The 16,636-nt window shown below is 72.2% G+C and carries 12 protein-coding genes and 1 pseudogene; 11 read left to right on the top strand and 2 right to left on the bottom strand.

Annotated features, from left to right (window positions below; genetic code table 11):
* The first annotated feature begins 445 nt into the window (after window positions 1-445).
* Together ACSMXW_RS08405 and ACSMXW_RS08400 are read left to right on the top strand one after the other, a co-directional pair.
* Window positions 446-1,384: a hypothetical protein gene (locus ACSMXW_RS08405; protein WP_485804843.1), complete on the top strand. Its 939-nt coding sequence runs from the start codon at window positions 446-448 to the stop codon at window positions 1,382-1,384.
* 351 nt (window positions 1,385-1,735) lie between these two features.
* Entirely contained in the window at window positions 1,736-2,374 is a 639-nt protein-coding gene (locus tag ACSMXW_RS08400; RefSeq protein ID WP_485804842.1) for a CBS domain-containing protein, read from the top strand.
* A gap of 255 nt (window positions 2,375-2,629) precedes the next feature.
* Here ACSMXW_RS08400 and ACSMXW_RS08395 read toward each other — a convergent pair whose 3' ends face one another.
* Complete coding sequence (locus tag ACSMXW_RS08395) at window positions 2,630-2,788, bottom strand: hypothetical protein (protein WP_485804841.1); 159 nt, start codon at window positions 2,786-2,788, stop codon at window positions 2,630-2,632.
* Between the two features lie 180 nt (window positions 2,789-2,968).
* Window positions 2,969-3,220 (bottom strand): hypothetical protein, encoded by a 252-nt coding sequence (locus ACSMXW_RS08390; protein ID WP_485804840.1) that lies wholly within the window; start codon window positions 3,218-3,220, stop codon window positions 2,969-2,971.
* Between the two features lie 766 nt (window positions 3,221-3,986).
* On the opposite strand from ACSMXW_RS08390, the pseudogene ACSMXW_RS08385 reads away from it, so the two are divergent.
* The 9 genes and pseudogenes from ACSMXW_RS08385 to ACSMXW_RS08345 all read left to right on the top strand — a co-directional run.
* A pseudogene (locus tag ACSMXW_RS08385) lies at window positions 3,987-4,169 on the top strand (integrase core domain-containing protein); the annotation flags it as partial.
* A 1,468-nt stretch (window positions 4,170-5,637) separates the two neighbouring features.
* Entirely contained in the window at window positions 5,638-6,606 is a 969-nt protein-coding gene (locus ACSMXW_RS08380) for a terpene synthase family protein (RefSeq protein ID WP_485804839.1), read from the top strand.
* Window positions 6,603-8,204 (top strand): prenyltransferase/squalene oxidase repeat-containing protein, encoded by a 1,602-nt coding sequence (locus tag ACSMXW_RS08375; protein ID WP_485804838.1) that lies wholly within the window; start codon window positions 6,603-6,605, stop codon window positions 8,202-8,204. Before ACSMXW_RS08380 ends, ACSMXW_RS08375 begins: the two co-directional genes overlap by 4 nt.
* Window positions 8,205-8,380: 176 nt before the next feature.
* Window positions 8,381-9,934: a wax ester/triacylglycerol synthase domain-containing protein gene (locus ACSMXW_RS08370; protein ID WP_485804837.1), complete on the top strand. Its 1,554-nt coding sequence runs from the start codon at window positions 8,381-8,383 to the stop codon at window positions 9,932-9,934.
* 25 nt (window positions 9,935-9,959) lie between these two features.
* Window positions 9,960-11,015 (top strand): beta-ketoacyl-ACP synthase III, encoded by a 1,056-nt coding sequence (locus ACSMXW_RS08365; protein WP_485804836.1) that lies wholly within the window; start codon window positions 9,960-9,962, stop codon window positions 11,013-11,015.
* A 287-nt stretch (window positions 11,016-11,302) separates the two neighbouring features.
* Window positions 11,303-12,259, top strand: coding sequence for an MmyB family transcriptional regulator (locus ACSMXW_RS08360; RefSeq protein WP_485804835.1), 957 nt, complete (start codon window positions 11,303-11,305; stop codon window positions 12,257-12,259).
* Window positions 12,260-12,593: 334 nt separating this feature from the next.
* On the top strand, window positions 12,594-13,283 hold the full coding sequence (locus ACSMXW_RS08355; protein ID WP_485804834.1) for a pyridoxamine 5'-phosphate oxidase family protein: 690 nt from the start codon (window positions 12,594-12,596) through the stop codon (window positions 13,281-13,283).
* 348 nt (window positions 13,284-13,631) lie between these two features.
* Window positions 13,632-14,612: an Ig-like domain-containing protein gene (locus ACSMXW_RS08350; RefSeq protein ID WP_485804833.1), complete on the top strand. Its 981-nt coding sequence runs from the start codon at window positions 13,632-13,634 to the stop codon at window positions 14,610-14,612.
* Window positions 14,613-14,759: 147 nt separating this feature from the next.
* Window positions 14,760-16,511, top strand: coding sequence for an Ig-like domain-containing protein (locus tag ACSMXW_RS08345; RefSeq protein WP_485804832.1), 1,752 nt, complete (start codon window positions 14,760-14,762; stop codon window positions 16,509-16,511).
* The last annotated feature ends 125 nt before the right edge of the window (window positions 16,512-16,636 follow it).

Raw genomic sequence — 16,636 nt, 5'->3', positions numbered from 1 at the left:
CGTTCGGGGCGGGGGCCGTACACACAGCCACAGACCATGGATATCCGTACGGCGACGAGAACTCCCGTGTTGCCCCGGCACTCGCCCCTATGCGCGGCGTTTTCGACTCCCTCGGCCCAGCCTCGGCTGAGGCGTGAGACGTGCTTTGCGAAATGGATGGTGCCACACCGGACGCGTCCCTCGTCAGGAGTGGCTGGATGAGACAAGACTGGTGAGTGACCGGCGCAACGTTCGTCCGAACAGCCCACTCGCCGTGCGTGCCCGTGCCGGAGCGCCGGCATCTTCCTCTGGTCCGCCCGATCATCCACGAAAGCCCCTCAACGTCTGTCCGGGCGCTTCGGGCAGGTCATCAGAACCCTGTGAACGGTCCGTGGGTGTCGCTCGTGTACTTGACCAGGTGGCCACGCGGAACGGGGCCTCCCTGCGGATGACAAGAAATGGAATCATGAACCGTACGCGTTTTTGCGCCGTCGCTGCAGTGCTTGCTGCGGGGGCCCTCTCTCTGACCGCTTGTGGACCGGATGCCCAGCACGCTGCCTCCGCGAATGCGGGCAGCACGTCGCAGACCAGCAATCTGAGTATGCTGTCCTTTCGCACGGGAACGGCGCAGCAGAATCACGCGCCGGCCAATACAGGTGACTTCTTCAACGGCCCGCGAGACAACCCGCAGGCCAAGAAGTGGGTGGAGCTGAGCAAGGGTTCCTCGAATGGTCTCAGTCCGATCGTTCAGGACGCCCGGAAATTTACGCTCTACCGGTTCGACAGGGACTCGCCGAGCCCCTCGAAGTCGAACTGCGACGGCGACTGTGCCGTCACCTGGCCGCCGGTCCTGGTTCGCCCCGGGTCCAAGGTCTTCGTGAACGGCGTCCCGAAGAATCAGGTCGGCGTCGTGCGGCGTGATGACGGCCAGCTCCAGCTCACCATCGGTCACTGGCCGATCTACCGCTTCAGCGGGGACAAGGCTCCGGGCCAGACCAACGGTGAAGGCGTCCAGGGAACGTGGTTCGCTGTCTCTCCGACGGGCCAGAAGGTCCTGCCGCCCTCGAACGGCGGCGGGAAAGACGACGGGGGCGGCCGGCAGGGCGGCGCCACGGCCTCCCCGACGACCGGCGGCGACGTGGCACTGGGCACGGGCAGCGTGATCCTGGACAGCGGCAAGAACCTGCAGGAACCCAACGGCTCCGTGTCCGTGGGCGGTCCCGGATGCCAGAACCTCAGCAATCCCTTCCCCGCGCTGTCGGAGCAGTCGTTGGCCGACGGCCCCTTCAAACTCTGGAGCGGCAAGGACTGCACCGGCCAGTCCGTCACAGTGTCCGGCAACGTCAACGACCTCACCACGCTCGGATTCAACACGCCCGTCGCGTCGGTCCGCTTCGCCGACTGAGACCCGACGCCCGACGGCGTATCGGAGTGCGGGGGTGGCTGAGGCCCGCAGCTCAATGACGCTGAGTGAGCGGTCAGGAGGGCGACGTGGTCCTTCCCATCGGAAAGCGCGACGGCCAGGCGCCCAGCGTTGCCGGCATCCACCGCGCACTCGGCCGCGCTCCTGGCCGTTAGGACCGCCGGCCTTCCCCTCCGGGCCGAACGTCACTGGTCGCCGCAGCGGCGCGGTGCTGTCATGGGTAGGGAAGACGGCGGACGAGTCGGCTGGGCCGCGGCGGCCGGCGCTCCGCGCGTGGTCCGCCCGGGCGGTCCGACCGCGGCCGCCCGTGGCAGAGCGGAGGAGGCCGATGCCATGCTGCACCGCCGCACGGTCGGTGACGTGATGACCGAGGAGGTCGTCACCCTCCGCCCCAGCACACCGTTCCAGGAAGTCGCCGCCCTGCTGGACGCGCACGACATCGCCGCGGCCCCGGTCGTCGACGACGACGGCGCCCCGGTCGGCGTCGTGTCCGCGTCCGACGTGCTGCGGCACGAGACCGGCATGCCCGATCCGCAGGGGCAGGAGGGGGACGACGAGCGCGCCTGGACCAAGGCCCGGGCCCGGGCCGCGGGCGCGCTCATGAGCAGCCCTGTCTTCACCGCCCGCGCCGACTGGATGATCCCCCGGGCCGCGCGGGAACTCCGCAGGCGGCACGTCAAGCAGCTGCCGGTGGTCGGTGACGACGGGCTCCTCACCGGCATCGTCAGCCGCAGCGACCTGCTCGACGCCTTCATCCGCTCCGACGTCGAGATCCGCGGCGAGGTCGAGCAGGACGTCCTGGGGCGCATCCTCGGCTTGGCGGAGGGCACCGTCGCGGTCGAGGTCAGTGACGGGGACGTCACCCTTCGGGGTCAGGTCCCGGAGCCGCGTCTCGTACCGGTGGTCGTGGGCCTCTGCCAGGGCGTCGACGGTGTAGTCGCCGTGGACGCCCACCTCGCCGTCGCAGGCTAGTGCCGCGGCAGGCGACGTTTGCCCGTCAAGGAGCGGCGTCCGGTGCGTGCTCTCGGTGTGCCGGCCGGAAGTCCTCGTACTGGATGTACTTGGGCTTTCGGCCGGTGCGGCGAGAGGGCGTGCCGGGCGTCGCGACGGGGCGAACGTTGCCTGTTGCGGCACTAGGTGATCTGCCGCGGGAATCGGCCGCAGCGGCGGCAGGCCGGCCACCAGGTGCAGCCGGCAGATTCCCGGCCCGAGACCGTCGAGCCGACCTCAGCTCAGGACTGCCAGCGCCCCGACCAACCCGCACGCCCGCTCGAACACGGCGAGGATCACACCGAGTGCCGTCGCCGTGTTGCCGATCTTGTGCGCGGCCCGCGGTGCCAAGCGCGCCGCCCGGATCTTGTGCGGGATGGCAGCGTGCCGGATCACGAGCCCGTGGCGCGTCCTCGATGTGCCGGCTCATGCGACCACGTAGCTGAGGGCAGTCAGGCTCGACCTCGAGTCTGTAAGGGCGGCCAGGTCACGGCTGCGCGGGCACAAGCGCGGAACCGTGAACCGATGGGCGGCCAGCCCGGTGAGGGCCGGCCGCGACCGGGTGACGGCTGGTCTTCAGAGCCTGGTTCCCCGGTAGCCGACCGGTCCCTCACCCGGGAACTGGGCCGTGCCCTGGAAACTATTGCCGCCGTCGAAGAAGGTGATATTGCCGTTGCCCTGGTCACTGCTCCAGGTGACGGTGGTTCCCGTCGAGGGTGCGCCATCGGCTGGTACGGCCGAGCCGCGGTTGGTGATGCTGAGATTGAGGGGCTCGTCCTCCTGCCAGCCCCCACCGCCCGTGCTGATCTCTGTCTGGTACGTGGCCATTCCGTTCCCCTTCCCTGACCGTCAGCCGAGGCCGCGATCCCGTGATGACCAATCCTTGGTCGTGACGCATCCCCTACACTCGCCCTTCCATCGCCCGGCGGGCACAGTTTGTGCGATGAAACCACCCGCCAGGGCTGACCGGCGGCTGGTGAGTTGACTGTGGCCGTTACTTTGGCGATCCCAGAGTGTCGTGCGGACAATGCGCCAGGACAGCATCCTGTGGCGGGTTTCTGGAGTACCGGGGTCACGCCGCCATATCGGCGGTGACCGCGGAGCAGCGTCAACTGTGGCGGGCGCCGGTCGGCGGTATCGGCCGCGGTGAGGGCCCTCCACCACTTCCTGGCGAACGAGCGGGATCGCCTTTCTCCGGTCTGAACGGACCGGCTGGTTTCCGCCGGACGTCGGCAGCCACGTGGCGACTCTTGCGTTGGTCTTCTTGGCGGCACCCTGATGCGATCACCAAGGCGCATGGACCGTGCATGATGGGTTGTGACGGCGTGGGGGGAGGGAAGGCTTTCCGGTGGGTGACCGGTCCGCCGTGGAGCTTCGGGAACGGCAGAGTGGGGAGTCTCCCCAGGTGTTCGAGGCGTTCACTGTGTACCGCGATCTCGGCCCGGCGCGCAGTGTCACGAAGTGGCACGGGAGTTGGGTGAATCGCGCACGCTGCTGGGCCGGTGCGTGACCTGTCCCCGTCGGAGTCGCTGCGCCACATCCAGGTCGCGGCAGAGATCGAGCGGCGGGCGGCCGGCGAGACACCGGCGGCAGGGGCATCACTGTGGAACGAGTCCTGACCGACAACGGCTCCTGCTACAAGGCCCGCCTCTGGCGCGACATGCTCGCGGCAGCCGAGACCAGCCCCAAACGCACCCGTCCCTACCGACCACAGACGAACGGCAAAGTCGAACGCTTCAACCGCACCCTGCCGGACGAATGGTGCCTGTCCCGGCCCGGACCCTCGCACCGCAGGACAGCTGCGAAGGGCCGCACCCGACCGGGTACGGCCCTTCGTTCGGTTGATCAGCGGCCCACTGGGCCAGGGATCAGAACGCCCGATGCCGTTGGGTGTGCCGAGGCCGGTCGGTCCGTCCCAGCCGGTGCGGGCGTTGCACCACTGGGTGGTGGGGCAGCTGCCGTTGCTGCCGGTGGTGACGTCCCGGAGTGCGGAGGAGTGGGTGTACGGGTAGTTGTTGTCGATGGAGGCGGTGTTGCCGGCCAGTGCGTAGACGGAGCCGATGATCGGTGTGGACGCGCTGGTGCCGCCGAACACCATCCATCCGGACCTGCCCTGGTAGGCGGTGCTGTCGTAGACCGCCACCCCGGTGCTCGGGTCGGCCACCGCGGAGACGTCGGCCAGGGCCCGCCTGGCGCAGCCTGTGTCGAAGGAGGCGGCTGCGCTCAGTGCGGTGTTGCAGGCGGAGCAGCCGCTGCCCGCGCGGCTCCAGGCGGTCTCGCTCCAGCCGCGGGAGTTGGCGGCGGCCCCTGGGATGTTAAAGAATATTTTTATGTGACGAGTAGTTACAGATAGGGAAGGACGGATGGTTCGGTTATCTGCCCTTTTCGGCTGGTGCAGGGCACGGCCGGCGTGCGGTAGGCGTACGCCGTCCCCTTGCGGCAGCCCGCCCGCTGGGATCACCGAGTCGGCTCGGGAACGGGGCGAGAGGCAGCCCGCCGCGCACCGTGTGAGCCGCTTGAAGAACCCGCTCCGAGGGGTCCGTGGACTCGCTCCGACGGGTCCGTCACCCCGTCCTGACGGGTCCGTGGCACTCCGTCAGCGCAAGCGCAGGCGAAAGCGCGCCTCCCACGGGCGGATCCGGCGGCACCCGCCGCGGACTGGACCGCAGTTGCGGTGGGTGGGGTGCGAGGAACACGGGAACGTGGGACCTGAAACCCTCTCTACTGCCTCCACCAGGAGAAGCGGGAGCCCGCAGAGGTCTGCGGACTACGGCGAGCGGTCGGGTGTTCCCCCCGGGTCGTCGTGACCCTGACAAAATTCCGAAGAGGAGCATCCGGCTCCGGGCCCGTCGAGCGCAAGCCCCCGGAGGCGCCCGGATCGGCAAGACCGCAAACGGGACCCGCCACCGTCGGGCCATGGCGATGGCCAAGTGGCAACCGGCGACGCGCCCCGGTGTGTGAAGGAGCGGCCGGTGAGCGGCCGCCGACGCACTCCCGAGGGCAACTCGGAAGATGGCCGTGCCGGTACGGGTCGGACACCACCGACCGCTGCTCCGGGCAACTGACCGCTCCTGCGGGCAGCAGATACACCCGTACGGGTGGTTTGCCCTTGGGCCCGTCCCTCCCCGGCGAGTTGTCGGTGGGACGCTTGGGCGCCCTGTTCCCGAGCCCTTGAAGCGCCTTCACCGCGAGTTGCTGAAGAGCCTTCGTCGTGCGCCGTTCTGTCAAGGCTGGAGGTACGCGTCGTGCTCCGTGTGGGCCTGGCCGAGCGTCTGGGGCGGTGGGCGCAGAACGTCCGGCTGGTGACCGGCGCCGATGAGCGGCAGCGGCTGGCCGCCATGAGGCTGGACGTTCTCGCGACGCGCATGGTGCCGGGTTCCGGCGAGGCGGACCGGGAGTTGACCATGCAATGGGCTGCCTTCATCTGTCTCACCGACGACCGCTTCGACCGCCGGGACACGGGTGCCGCCCCTTTGGACGCCGACGGATTCTTCGCCCCGGTGTTGCGTGTGCTGGCGGGTGGGGCTCCGCCATCCGGCGGCACGGGCCCGGAGCGGGCCATGGCCGATCTGTGGAGTCGGACCGCGCCAGGGATGCCCGAGCACTGGCGGGAGCGGTTCATCGCCGACTACACCGACTACGCTCGCGCCACTCGCGAGGAAGGCGACAGCCGCGCCCGGCAGCGGCAGCTCCCGCTGCCGGAGTACGTGGCGTTACGGCGCCGCACGATCACCCTGCTCCCCATGGCCGACGTCGTGGAACGCACCTCAGGAGCCGCACCGCCGCACCCCTTGGACAGTGCCCCCGCTTTTCGGGAGTTACGGCGTGCCGCCGCGGACGCCGTCGGCTGGGCCAATGACCTGGCATCGGCGGGGGAGGACCGGCGGAGGGGCCACGGGAATCTGGTGACGGTGCTGGAGGACGAGCGGGGTTGTTCCTTCACCGCCGCGCAGGAGGAGGCACGGCGCATGCGGGACGCGCGCCTGCGGGAGTTCAGGGAGCTCGGGCGCCGTCTCATGCGGGGAGGCGGCGTGCCCGCGGTGCGGCGGGAATCCGTGCGGGCATATACGACCGCCTTCGGGAACCTGGTGGACGCCTCGTTGTTCTGGCTGGCCGAGACGGGACGGTTCGAGCGTCACGATGCTTCCGCCGCCGGGTCGGAGGGCCCGGTCGCAGCACCGGGCGGCCACACTGCGGACGCCGGCGCCCCATGAGATTCGTCGACCCGGGACAGCGGCTCCCGCACTGGCCACCGGGGCTGTTTCCCCCCGGGCTCGGTGCGTGCCGTGCGCGCCTGACGCGACGGCTCCTGGCGCAGGTCGGCCCCGACGGTGCCCTTCGTGATCCCTGCCGCAGCCGGGTTCTGGAGTCCGCGCTGACTCTGGCGCTGCTGGACCTGACCGGGCACGCCCGGCTCTTCGGCGCGGCGCATCACCGCCTCGTGTCCTTCCTGCGCTGCTCTCGCGGTCCCGTGAGCCCGTGGGACGAGACGTTCACCGCCCTTGTGCTGGGGGCGCAGCCGAGCACCGCCGGGCATCAGCGGATGGCCGACGAGTTCGCCGCCCGCGCCCCCGCCTTCACCGGCCGGCGCAAGCGGATCCTGCTGCACGGCATCCTCGCCATGCTCGGTGCTCCGGCCCCCGCCCGGGCCGAGGACGACCTGGCGGTGGCCCGGGTGCATCCATGGGCGGCGGTGCAGGTCACGGCCGCCAGAACCGTCCTCGCGCACAGCACCGGCCGGCGCGGCCCGGCCGGTCACGAGGACCAGGCCCTCCTGCTGTCCACGCAGCGCGGGGGAGAGGTGTGGGAGGGCAACGTACTCGTCCATCTCCTCGTCCTGCACGCGCTGGCTCGCCTCCCCGGCCATGCGGCAACCGTGCTCCAGGGCATCCGCACCGCTCTGCTGCACCAGCGCGACGACGGCGGAATCCCGTTCGTCACCGACACCGACACGTGGTCCACCGTGGTCGCGGGGCTCGCCATGCACACCTCCGGTGTACCGCCCCGCACCCTGCGGCCGCTGGCGGCGCACCTGCTGTCGCTCCAGCATCCGGACGGCGGTTGGTCGTACACCGATGGTGCGGCGCTGCCCGACACCGACTGCACCACAGTCGCCGTGGAACTCCTCCACCAGGTCGACCCCCACGCCCACCGTGCCGCGATCAGGCGGGCTCTCACCTACCTGCTCTCCGTGCGGAGCACGGACGGCGGCTTCCCCACCTATGGGGCCGGGACTCCCTCGGAGCCGTGCATGACCGCCGCCGTGATCAACGCGCTGACGACACAGGGCGGCCGCCATCAGCGCGTCGTCGACGACGCCGTTGCCTTCCTCGCCGCTCACCAGGGCGCGAACGGGGCCTTTTCCCAGGGCTGGAGCGGTAGTCGCCTGCACACGCTCTTCCGCGCCCATCTCGCCACTCGCCGCCTCACCGGCAGCGCCCGGGAGACGGCCGAGCGGATCGTCCGCCTGGTACGCGGGAGCCAGAACGACGACGGCGGCTGGGGCTGGCAGGACGGCGACGCCAGCGATGCGACCAGCACAGCCTACGGACTCATCGTGGCAACGGGACTGCCCGACCACCGGCCGGCCGTGCGGGCCGCCCGGTACCTGGCGTGCCGGCAGCGGCCGGACGGGGGCATCGAGGCGCCGCCCGACATGCTGGGGCCGCGCCCCATCCCGTACCACGTCCCCGTGCTCACCGACGCCTTCGCACTGCTCGCACTGGGGCACCTCGCCCGGCGCACCGCCCCGGAAAGCCACGGCGTCCCACGGCGACGCCACCCTCCGACACCCGTGGAAGGGACACCATGACACCGCAGGCGCACCGCAACCGCCTGACGGGGCCGGAGGTGTCCGCCCCCTCACCGGACGGCCCACCCAGCCCCGGGAAAGCCCACCCAGCCCCGGGAAAGCCCACCCAGCCCCGGGAAAGCCCACCCAGCCCCGGGAAAGCCCACCCAGCCCTGAGAAAGCAGCAGGTACCCACCTTGCGACGCCCGACCTCCATGGACCTGCTCATGCACGACATGGCCCAGACCCACCCCTCGATCGGTCAGACGTTCGGTGCGGTCCTGTACCTGCGCGGCACCCCTCCGCCTCTTGCGGAGCTCCACAGCCACGTCCGCTCCCACCTGGACCGCCTGCCCCGCCTCACGCACCACCTCCATGGACCGGGCCTGAAGGCCCGATGGCGCCACGACCCGGCACCCGACCTGCACAGCCGGGTCCGGCAGCACGCCGCCCCACCGGCGGGAGACGGCCTGGACGCCGTTGTCCGGGAGGTCCTCTCCCGCCCGCTTCCCGACCACGGTCCGCTGTGGGACATCTGGCTGATCACCGGATACGCTCCCGACCACTACGCCATCTGCCACCGTGCGCACCACAGCACCCAGGACGGCGTGGGCCTCCTCGACACCCTCCACACCCTCTTCGGGACCCCGCCCCGTACCGCCCCGTCTCCCGAGCCCCGTCCCGGCCCCCGCACCTACCTGCGTGCCACCCGCGACACCCTCGCCGCGGGCGCCGCCACCGGAACCTGGAACGATCCCGACCATCCGCTCACCGGCCACCGGCTCGGTGACTGGGTCCGGCTGCCCACCCAGCAGTTACGAGCCGCGGCCGTCGCGCGGGGCGGCGACACCAACGACGCCTTCCTGGCCGTCCTGAGCGGAGCCCTTCGCGCCTGGTGCGCCGAGTACTGGCCGCGGGGCACGGGCAAGCCGCTGCCGGCGACCACGATGGTCGACCTGCGCCGCCCCGAGGAACGCGACCAGCCGGGCAACCTGTTCACGTTCGCCCCCGCGCCACTGCCCTGCCACATACCGACCGCCGACGACCGGCTCGACCACCTCATCGCCACCATCCGGCCCACCAAGGATCCCGCCTGGCGAACCGCGATCCGTGGCCTGCTGAGGCTCACCCCGGCGCCCGTCTTCCGGGCACTCGCCACCCGGCTCACCACACCGGACCGGGCGGCCATCACCACCTCGCACGTGGCCGTCCACCGGCCGCTGGCGTACCGCGACGACCCGGTCACCCACATGCGGCCGTTCGACTGGCTGCCCCGCAACCAACCGGCCTGCGTCGTCGCGTGCAGCTACAACGGCACGACCAGCGTGTACTTCGTCACCGACGCGGCCCTGCCCGGGCTGGACCGGCTCCCGGCGCTGTTCCGCGCGGAAGCCGAACGGACCTGTCCCCGGCCCCGGGGCACGCACGACGCCGGACCCGGGCACGAGGGGAGTCCCGCCGCCCTTCCGGCCGAGCCGGAGCCAACGGCTGACGCGGGCACCCCGCCGGCGATCGACTTCGCCTTCGTCAAGGCCATCCTGGTCGACGAGGCAGCCCTCCCGCCCGGGCCCATCACCCCGGAGGCGACCCAGCATGCCGCCGGCATCGACTCCATGGCGCACACCCTGCTGTCCATGGCCCTCGAAGACCGACTCGGTCTCACCCTCCACGAACGCGAACTCGCCCAGCAGCCGACAGTCGCCGCGCTGGTCCGTCTCATCGCGCGACGCGCCGCGCCCGAACACCACTGAGCTCGTCCGGAGGATGACCGAACCCATGTCCCACGAACCCCCCGCCCCGCCCCCGTCAGCCGATCCGCCGGCCCCGCCACGGGCCGCCCGGCTCATCGGCCTGGCGGGCTGGCTGCCACCACGCCAGGTCACCAACGCCGAAGTCTGCGAGCGGCTGGACACCGATGACGAGTGGATCCGCACACGCATCGGCATCGTCACGCGCCACATCGCCGACCCCGCGAGCGCCACCAGCGACATGGCCGCCCACGCGGGCAGGCGCGCCATGGACTCGGCGGGCACCGACCACGTCGACGCCGTCATCGTGGCCACCTCGACCCCCGACCACCCCATACCCGCCACCGCACCGATCGTCGCCCACAGGCTCGGCCTGCCCCACGTGGCCGCCTTCGACGTCGGCGCCGGCTGCTCCGGCTTCCTCTACGCGACCACCGTCGCCGCCGGACTCATCCACGCGCGGACCGCGCGAACGGTCCTGGTCGTCGGCGCGGAGAAGCTGTCCGGCATCACCGACCCCACCGACCGGACCACGGCCCCCATCTTCGGAGACGGGGCGGGCGCCGTCGTGCTGGCCGCCGGGCGGGCGGACGACCTCGGCGTTCTCGGACCGGTGAGCTGGGGCAGCGACGGTGCGTACGCGGACGCACTCGCCGTCCACGACGGGGGCGCACGCCGCCCGGCCACGACCAACGCCGGCCTGGACCACTTCGTGCGCATGCGGGGCAACGAAGTCCTCCGCCAGGCGATCCGGCGCATGAGCCACACGGCGCAGGAGGCCGCCGCTGCCGCCGGGTGGCGCACCCACGAGGTGGACCGGCTCATCGTCCACCAGGCCAACGCGCGCATCGGCGCGGGCGTGGCCAACGCGCTGGCCATCCCCCCGGACCGGGTGCCCTCCAACATCGCCCGCGTCGCCAACACCTCCGCGGCCTCCATCCCCCTGCTGCTCACCGAGGCCGCGGTCAACCGACAGATCGCACCCGGCCACCGTGTCCTCATGGCCGCCTTCGGGGCCGGCTTCACCTGGGCGGCCACCACACTGCTGTGGCCCGACAGGCTCACGGCGCACATGGAGCCCTGACCTGCCACGGTGGCGTGCCGGCACGGACCCGTGCCCCACCGGCTCGAAGCGGGCGCCCGGTGATCTCTCCTCGGATTCCGTGGCGGACCATCCGCGGCCGTGATCCGCCCCGGGGCTCGGCATGCCGGAGGCTCTGACGGAGGGGGTCACCGCGCAGGGTGAGGCGGAGCGGCGCTCGCGGCGTGACCAGGCCCGCACGCCGCATGGGCCCGCGCCCGTATGCCTACCACCGGCAGGGACAGGCTGGCGGGCCCTCCACCGGGTGGTCCCGGCGGATACTGGAGGGCATGGCTGTCCACCCGGAACCCCGCACCGACCCGGCGGCCGTGTCGGGCCCCGGCCCCCGCCCGGACCCCGGCCCCGGCCGTCAGCCGCGCCTCGACCCGCGGGCGGAGCTGAGCGAGTTCCTGCGCACCCGCAGGGCCCGGCTGAAGCCCGCCGACGTGGGACTCCCGGCCCACGGCCGGCGGCGCCGCGTCCCGGGCCTGCGGCGGGAGGAGCTGGCGCAGCTCGCCGGGGTCTCCCCGGCCTACTACACACGCCTGGAGCAGGGCAACGGCCGCAATATCTCCGCCGAGGTGCTGGACGCGATCTCCCGCGCGCTCCGGCTCTCCGAGGCCGAGCACGCCCACCTGCTGCACCTGGCCAGGTCCCGGCAGCAGAAGCGGCGGCCGGCGCCACAGCGGCAGCAGGTGCGGCCCGCGCTGCTGGAGCTGCTGACGGCGCTGGAGGGCCTGCCCGCGTATGTGTGGGGCCGCCGCACCGACGTGCTGGCGTGGAACCGTACGGCCTCCGCCCTCTTCGGTGACTGGGCGGCACGTGCCCCGCGGGAGCGGAACTGGGCCAGGATCGCCTTCCTCGACCCGGACGCCCGGCGGCTCTTCGCCGACTGGGAGTCCAAGGCCTCCGACGTGGTGGGCCAGCTCAGGCTGGACGCCGGCCTGCACGCGGACGATCCCCTGCTCGCGGAGCTGATAGGCGAGCTCTCCATGAAGAGCGAGGACTTCCGGACGCTGTGGGCGGTCCACGACGTCAGGAAGAAGGCGGACGGCAGCATGCGGATGATGCACCCCCTGGTGGGAGAGGTGACGCTCCGCTACGAGACCTTCACGGTCCCCGGTGATCAGGAGCAGTCGCTGTCGACCTACCACGCCGAACCCGGTTCGGCGTCCGAGGAGGCACTGCGCCTGCTGGCGAGCTGGGGTGCGGACGCCACCCAGGGCTGGCCGGCCGCGCAGGACTGAGCCCGCCCCCGGCGTACCGCGGGGCCGACAGCCCGCCCCCGGCGAACCGCGGCGGCCGACAGCCCGCCGGGGCCGTTGTCGTGCTCCCGGTGCCCCGGCACGCCGGGACCGGCGGCGGCCACCACGCTGGTGACGAGGACCGGCCGCACGTCGCCCGCGAGCAGCCCGGATCCGCGGTCGGCGCCTCCAGGGACCCGGTGCTTGCCCAGCGCACCAGGGGACCCGGGCGCTCAGCGCACCCCGGAACCTGCTCAGGACGGCGGCGTGGGAGCGTGCGTCCCGGCGGCCGACGGGTGCAGGCTTGGGGCGGACGACCGAGACTGCGGAGATCACCATGGCCCCTTCCGCTTCGGACTGCTATCCCAGCGGTCCCACCCCCCGCACCAAGGTCAGGCGGTTCGCCCGCAACGCCCGCTACGACCGCCGGACCGTGCAGCAGATCCTCGACGAGGGCTTCGTGTGCCACCTCGCCTTCGTCAGCGACGGAGCCCCTGTCACCCTGCCCACCCTGTACGGGCGGTCCGGCGACCGGCTCTACCTGCACGGGGCGCCGGAGGCCCGGATGCACGACCTCGTGGCCCGCTCCGGCACCGGGGGCCTGCCCGTGTGCCTGACCGTCACTCTCATCGACGGTCTGGTACTGGGCCGCTCCGGCTTCCAGCACACCGTCAACTACCGTTCGGTCGCCGTGCACGGCAACCTGCACGCGGTCACCGACCCCAAGGACCGGTACGCGGCCCTGTCCTGCCTGGTCGACCACGTCATCCCGGGCCGCTGGAACGACAGCCGACCGCCGAACGACGACGAGCTGTCCTTCACCGGCGTCCTGTCCCTGGACCTCAACGAAGCGTCCGCGAAGGTGCGCCGCGGGGGTCCGAGGGACGAGAGCCCGGACGACATCGCCCTGCCGTACTGGGCCGGCGTCCTGCCCGTCAAGCAGACCTACGGCCCACCGATCCCCGCGGACGACCTCGACGACGGCATCTGCGTGCCCCGCTACATCGAGCACTACGCTCGCCCGTGACGGCGCGCCCCGGGCCCGGGGAGGACCTTCAGGACGGGGTGCTGCGAAGGCGGCGTGCGGGGTGGCCGCGCCGGTGCGTCCCGTCGCTCGGGGGTCGCTCACCGGGCGCGCCCGTGGTGCTTGCCCGGGCCCGGTTCGCCTCCCTCTGCGCGGAGGCGCGCTCGCTCATTCGGTGGGTATTCTCCGTCTCCATCTACCTATGAACGCATATGCGGCTGCTTACTTATTGTTACCGAAAGCGGGCTGCCGCTCAGTGTCCGGAAGGCGGTCGACTCTGACCGGGCGGCCACCGCTGTGCGGAAAGGGAGCGTGCCCGCGTCCACCGTGAACCCTGAACAGGGGGATCCCATGGCCGACTCGACCACCACACGCACGTCAAGCCCCCGTCCCGCGCTCCCCGGCGAGAGCCTGACGCTCACCGCCCGGGTGACCGCCGTACCACCCCAGGCCGGCACTCCGACAGGCTCGGTCACCATCACTGTCGGTGACGGCGCCCCCATGGTCGGCGTCCTCGACGGCACCGGCCGCACCCGGGTCGAGGTGCGTGGCCCGGGCCCCGGGTCGCACACGGCCACGGCCGTCTACGGCGGTGACGCCACCTTCCCCTCGTCCACCGGCACCACCCTGGTCGAGGTCGTGGAGCCGCCGGTCGTCACGGACGTCACCGTGGACGACGACACCCCCGCCCACGGCGAGCCCGTACGGATCTGTGCGACGGTCTCGGGACAGCCGCCGGGGGAGGGGCCGCCGCCGACGGGGGTGGTGCTCTTCACCGGGCCCGGCGGCCTCCACGAGAGCGTCCCGGTGGACGGGGACGGGAGGGCGCGCACGACCGTCACCGGGCTCGAACCCGGTGAGCACACCGTCACCGCTACCTACCGGGGCGGGGACGGCGAGGGGTCGTACCGCTGCGGCGGCAGCGTGACGGTGCATGTCGGCAAGGTCTCCACCTGCACCATGGTGCACGTGCGGCCCGAACCGTCCTTCTGCGGCCGGGAGGTCACCGTCCGCGCCACGGTGCAGGCCCCCGGGCAGGAGGCTCGCGTCCCCACCGGAACCGTCACCTTCAGCGGACCCGACGGGGACGAGGACGTGGACCTCGACGCGTCCGGGCAGGCGTCCCTCCGTCTCACGGCGTCGCGGACGGGAACGCTCACCGTCACCGCCACCTACACCGGTGACGACCTCTGCCTGAGGTCCATGGCCCAGGGCGACGTCCAGGTCGACCAGGCGCGCACCACCACACATGCGCGTGCGTCACGCCCGTCGCACCGGGGACGGACACTCCCACGGGCACCGTCCGGTTCAGGGGCCCCGGCTTCGACGTGACGCCGCCGCCGGGCGAGTTCCACGTCACCGTCGTCCCTTCGGGGCCCGGCGACGTCACCGCCGAGTACCACGGTGACGACCGCTTCCTTGCGTCCTCGGCGACGACCACGGCCGTCGTCGACAAGGCGCAGACCACCACCGCGGTGGGTGCCGCACCGGGTTCCTCGGTGTGCGGCCAGCCCGGTACGCGTCCTCGCCACCGTCCGGGCGGGGGAACCGGCGTCCGGCACCCCCACCGGAACCGTCACGTTCTGCGGCCCCGGCCTGGCCGCGGCGGCGACGCTGGACGCGTCGGGCCGGGCCGGCGCCACCGTTCGCACCCTGGAGTCCGGCACGATCACCGCCACCTACCTGGGCGATGACGACCACGACTGCTTCCTCGGCAGTGAGGGCGCGACGGAGGTCACCGTCGGCAGGGCCCAGACCACCACCACGGTCACGGCCGATCCCACGTCGTCGGTCCACGGGCAGCACGTGACCCTCCGGGTGCGGGTCACACCGAAGCAGCCGGGGGCGGGTACGCCCACCGGAACCGTCGTCCTCGCCGGCCGCCACGGCGGCCGGACCGTCCGCCTCGTCGACGGCGTGGCCTGTTTCACCACCCGCTGCCTCACGACGGGGACCGTCACCGTCACCTACAACGGCGACGCCTGCTTCCAGGCCTCGTCCGGGACCACGTCCGTCATCGTCTCCGAGGCCCGGACGACCACCGAGGTCACCATCACCCCCGATCCTTCCGACTACGGGCGGTCCACCCGGATCACCGCGACCGTCAAACCGGTGCCGCCCGGCTCGGCCATGCCCGCCGGGACCGTCACCTTCACCGGCCCCGGCGGACTCTGTGCCACCGCCGACCTCGTGGGCGGCCGGGCGTCCGTCACCACGAAGACGCTGGAGTCCGGCACCGTCGTCGGGCGGTACAACGGCCAGCCGGGCCGCTTCGCCACCGGCAAGGGCAGGGCCATCGCGACCGTGCATCCCGCCAGGACCTCACTGACGGCCCGTCAGGCGACTCTGTGCCCGCGTCCGGAGGGGTTCTTACTCCAGACGATGAGCGCGGTGCTCAGGGACGCGGCGACCAACCGCCCCATCGCCGGACAGAAGATCCTCTTCGAGGCCGAGCGGCTCTGCGGTGGCATGATCACGCTCGGCACCGCGGAGACCGACGCCGACGGCGTGGCCACCCTCGCTCCGCCCGCGAAGGACATCGAAGCGACGGACATCGGCCCGGCCTACACCGCCACCCACACCGGAGACACCCACTACCGGAGCTCCTCGGACACGGCGAAGCTCTGCAGGCTCCAGGTCTGCCCGCCCCCTGACTGCCTGCCCGGCCACGCCGTCAGCCCGCCGGAGCACCGTCGTCCGCGGGCTCGGCGCTCTCCGTGGGCTCGGCTCCCTCGTGACGGGCGGCGTGTGCCGGCCGCGCCGGGGGCGCGTCGCCCACCCCTGCCGCCGCCCCGCGAGGGGCCCCGTCCTGGTCGGTTCACTCCGCGCTCCGGCGGGAAGCGGGGCGGGTTCGCGTCGGCGGTTCACCGCCCCTCCACGAGGTGCCCCTCCACGAGGTGCCCCTCCCTGAGGTGCCCCTCGACGAGGGCGAGTGCGGCCGCATGGGCGTCGGCCAGTGCGAAAGCAAGCGATTCGGCGGCGGCTTTCGCGGCGTCCAGCGAGCACTGCGCGTCGGCCAGGGCGCGCACCGCGCCCCCGTCGCGGGAGCCGGCGCGCCGGAGCGCGTCCGGCCCTCCGAGGTGCGCCCAGACCCGGTCCACCGTGGCGGGCAGATACCGGGCCAGCCGCGCCAGAGCAAGGATCACGTCGGAGGTCGCATCGGAGTGCTCCCAGCCTCCGGCGCCGCCGGGTGACTCGTTGAGCCGGGCCACGATGTCGCCCGTGGCGTGAACCAGGCAGAGAAGTGCTTTGGCGTCCGTCACCCGACCATGTTCGCGTTCGCACAGGATCGCTGTACTTCTATCATTCCGAGTCCATTCAGATGGGTGACGTCGCACACCGATCCGACGGCCCGT

It is taken from the genome of Streptomyces sp. DSM 116793, assembly GCF_057320905.1.
Note: the sequence above shows the minus strand (reverse complement) of the source record. Positions and strands in the feature narration are given on the sequence as shown.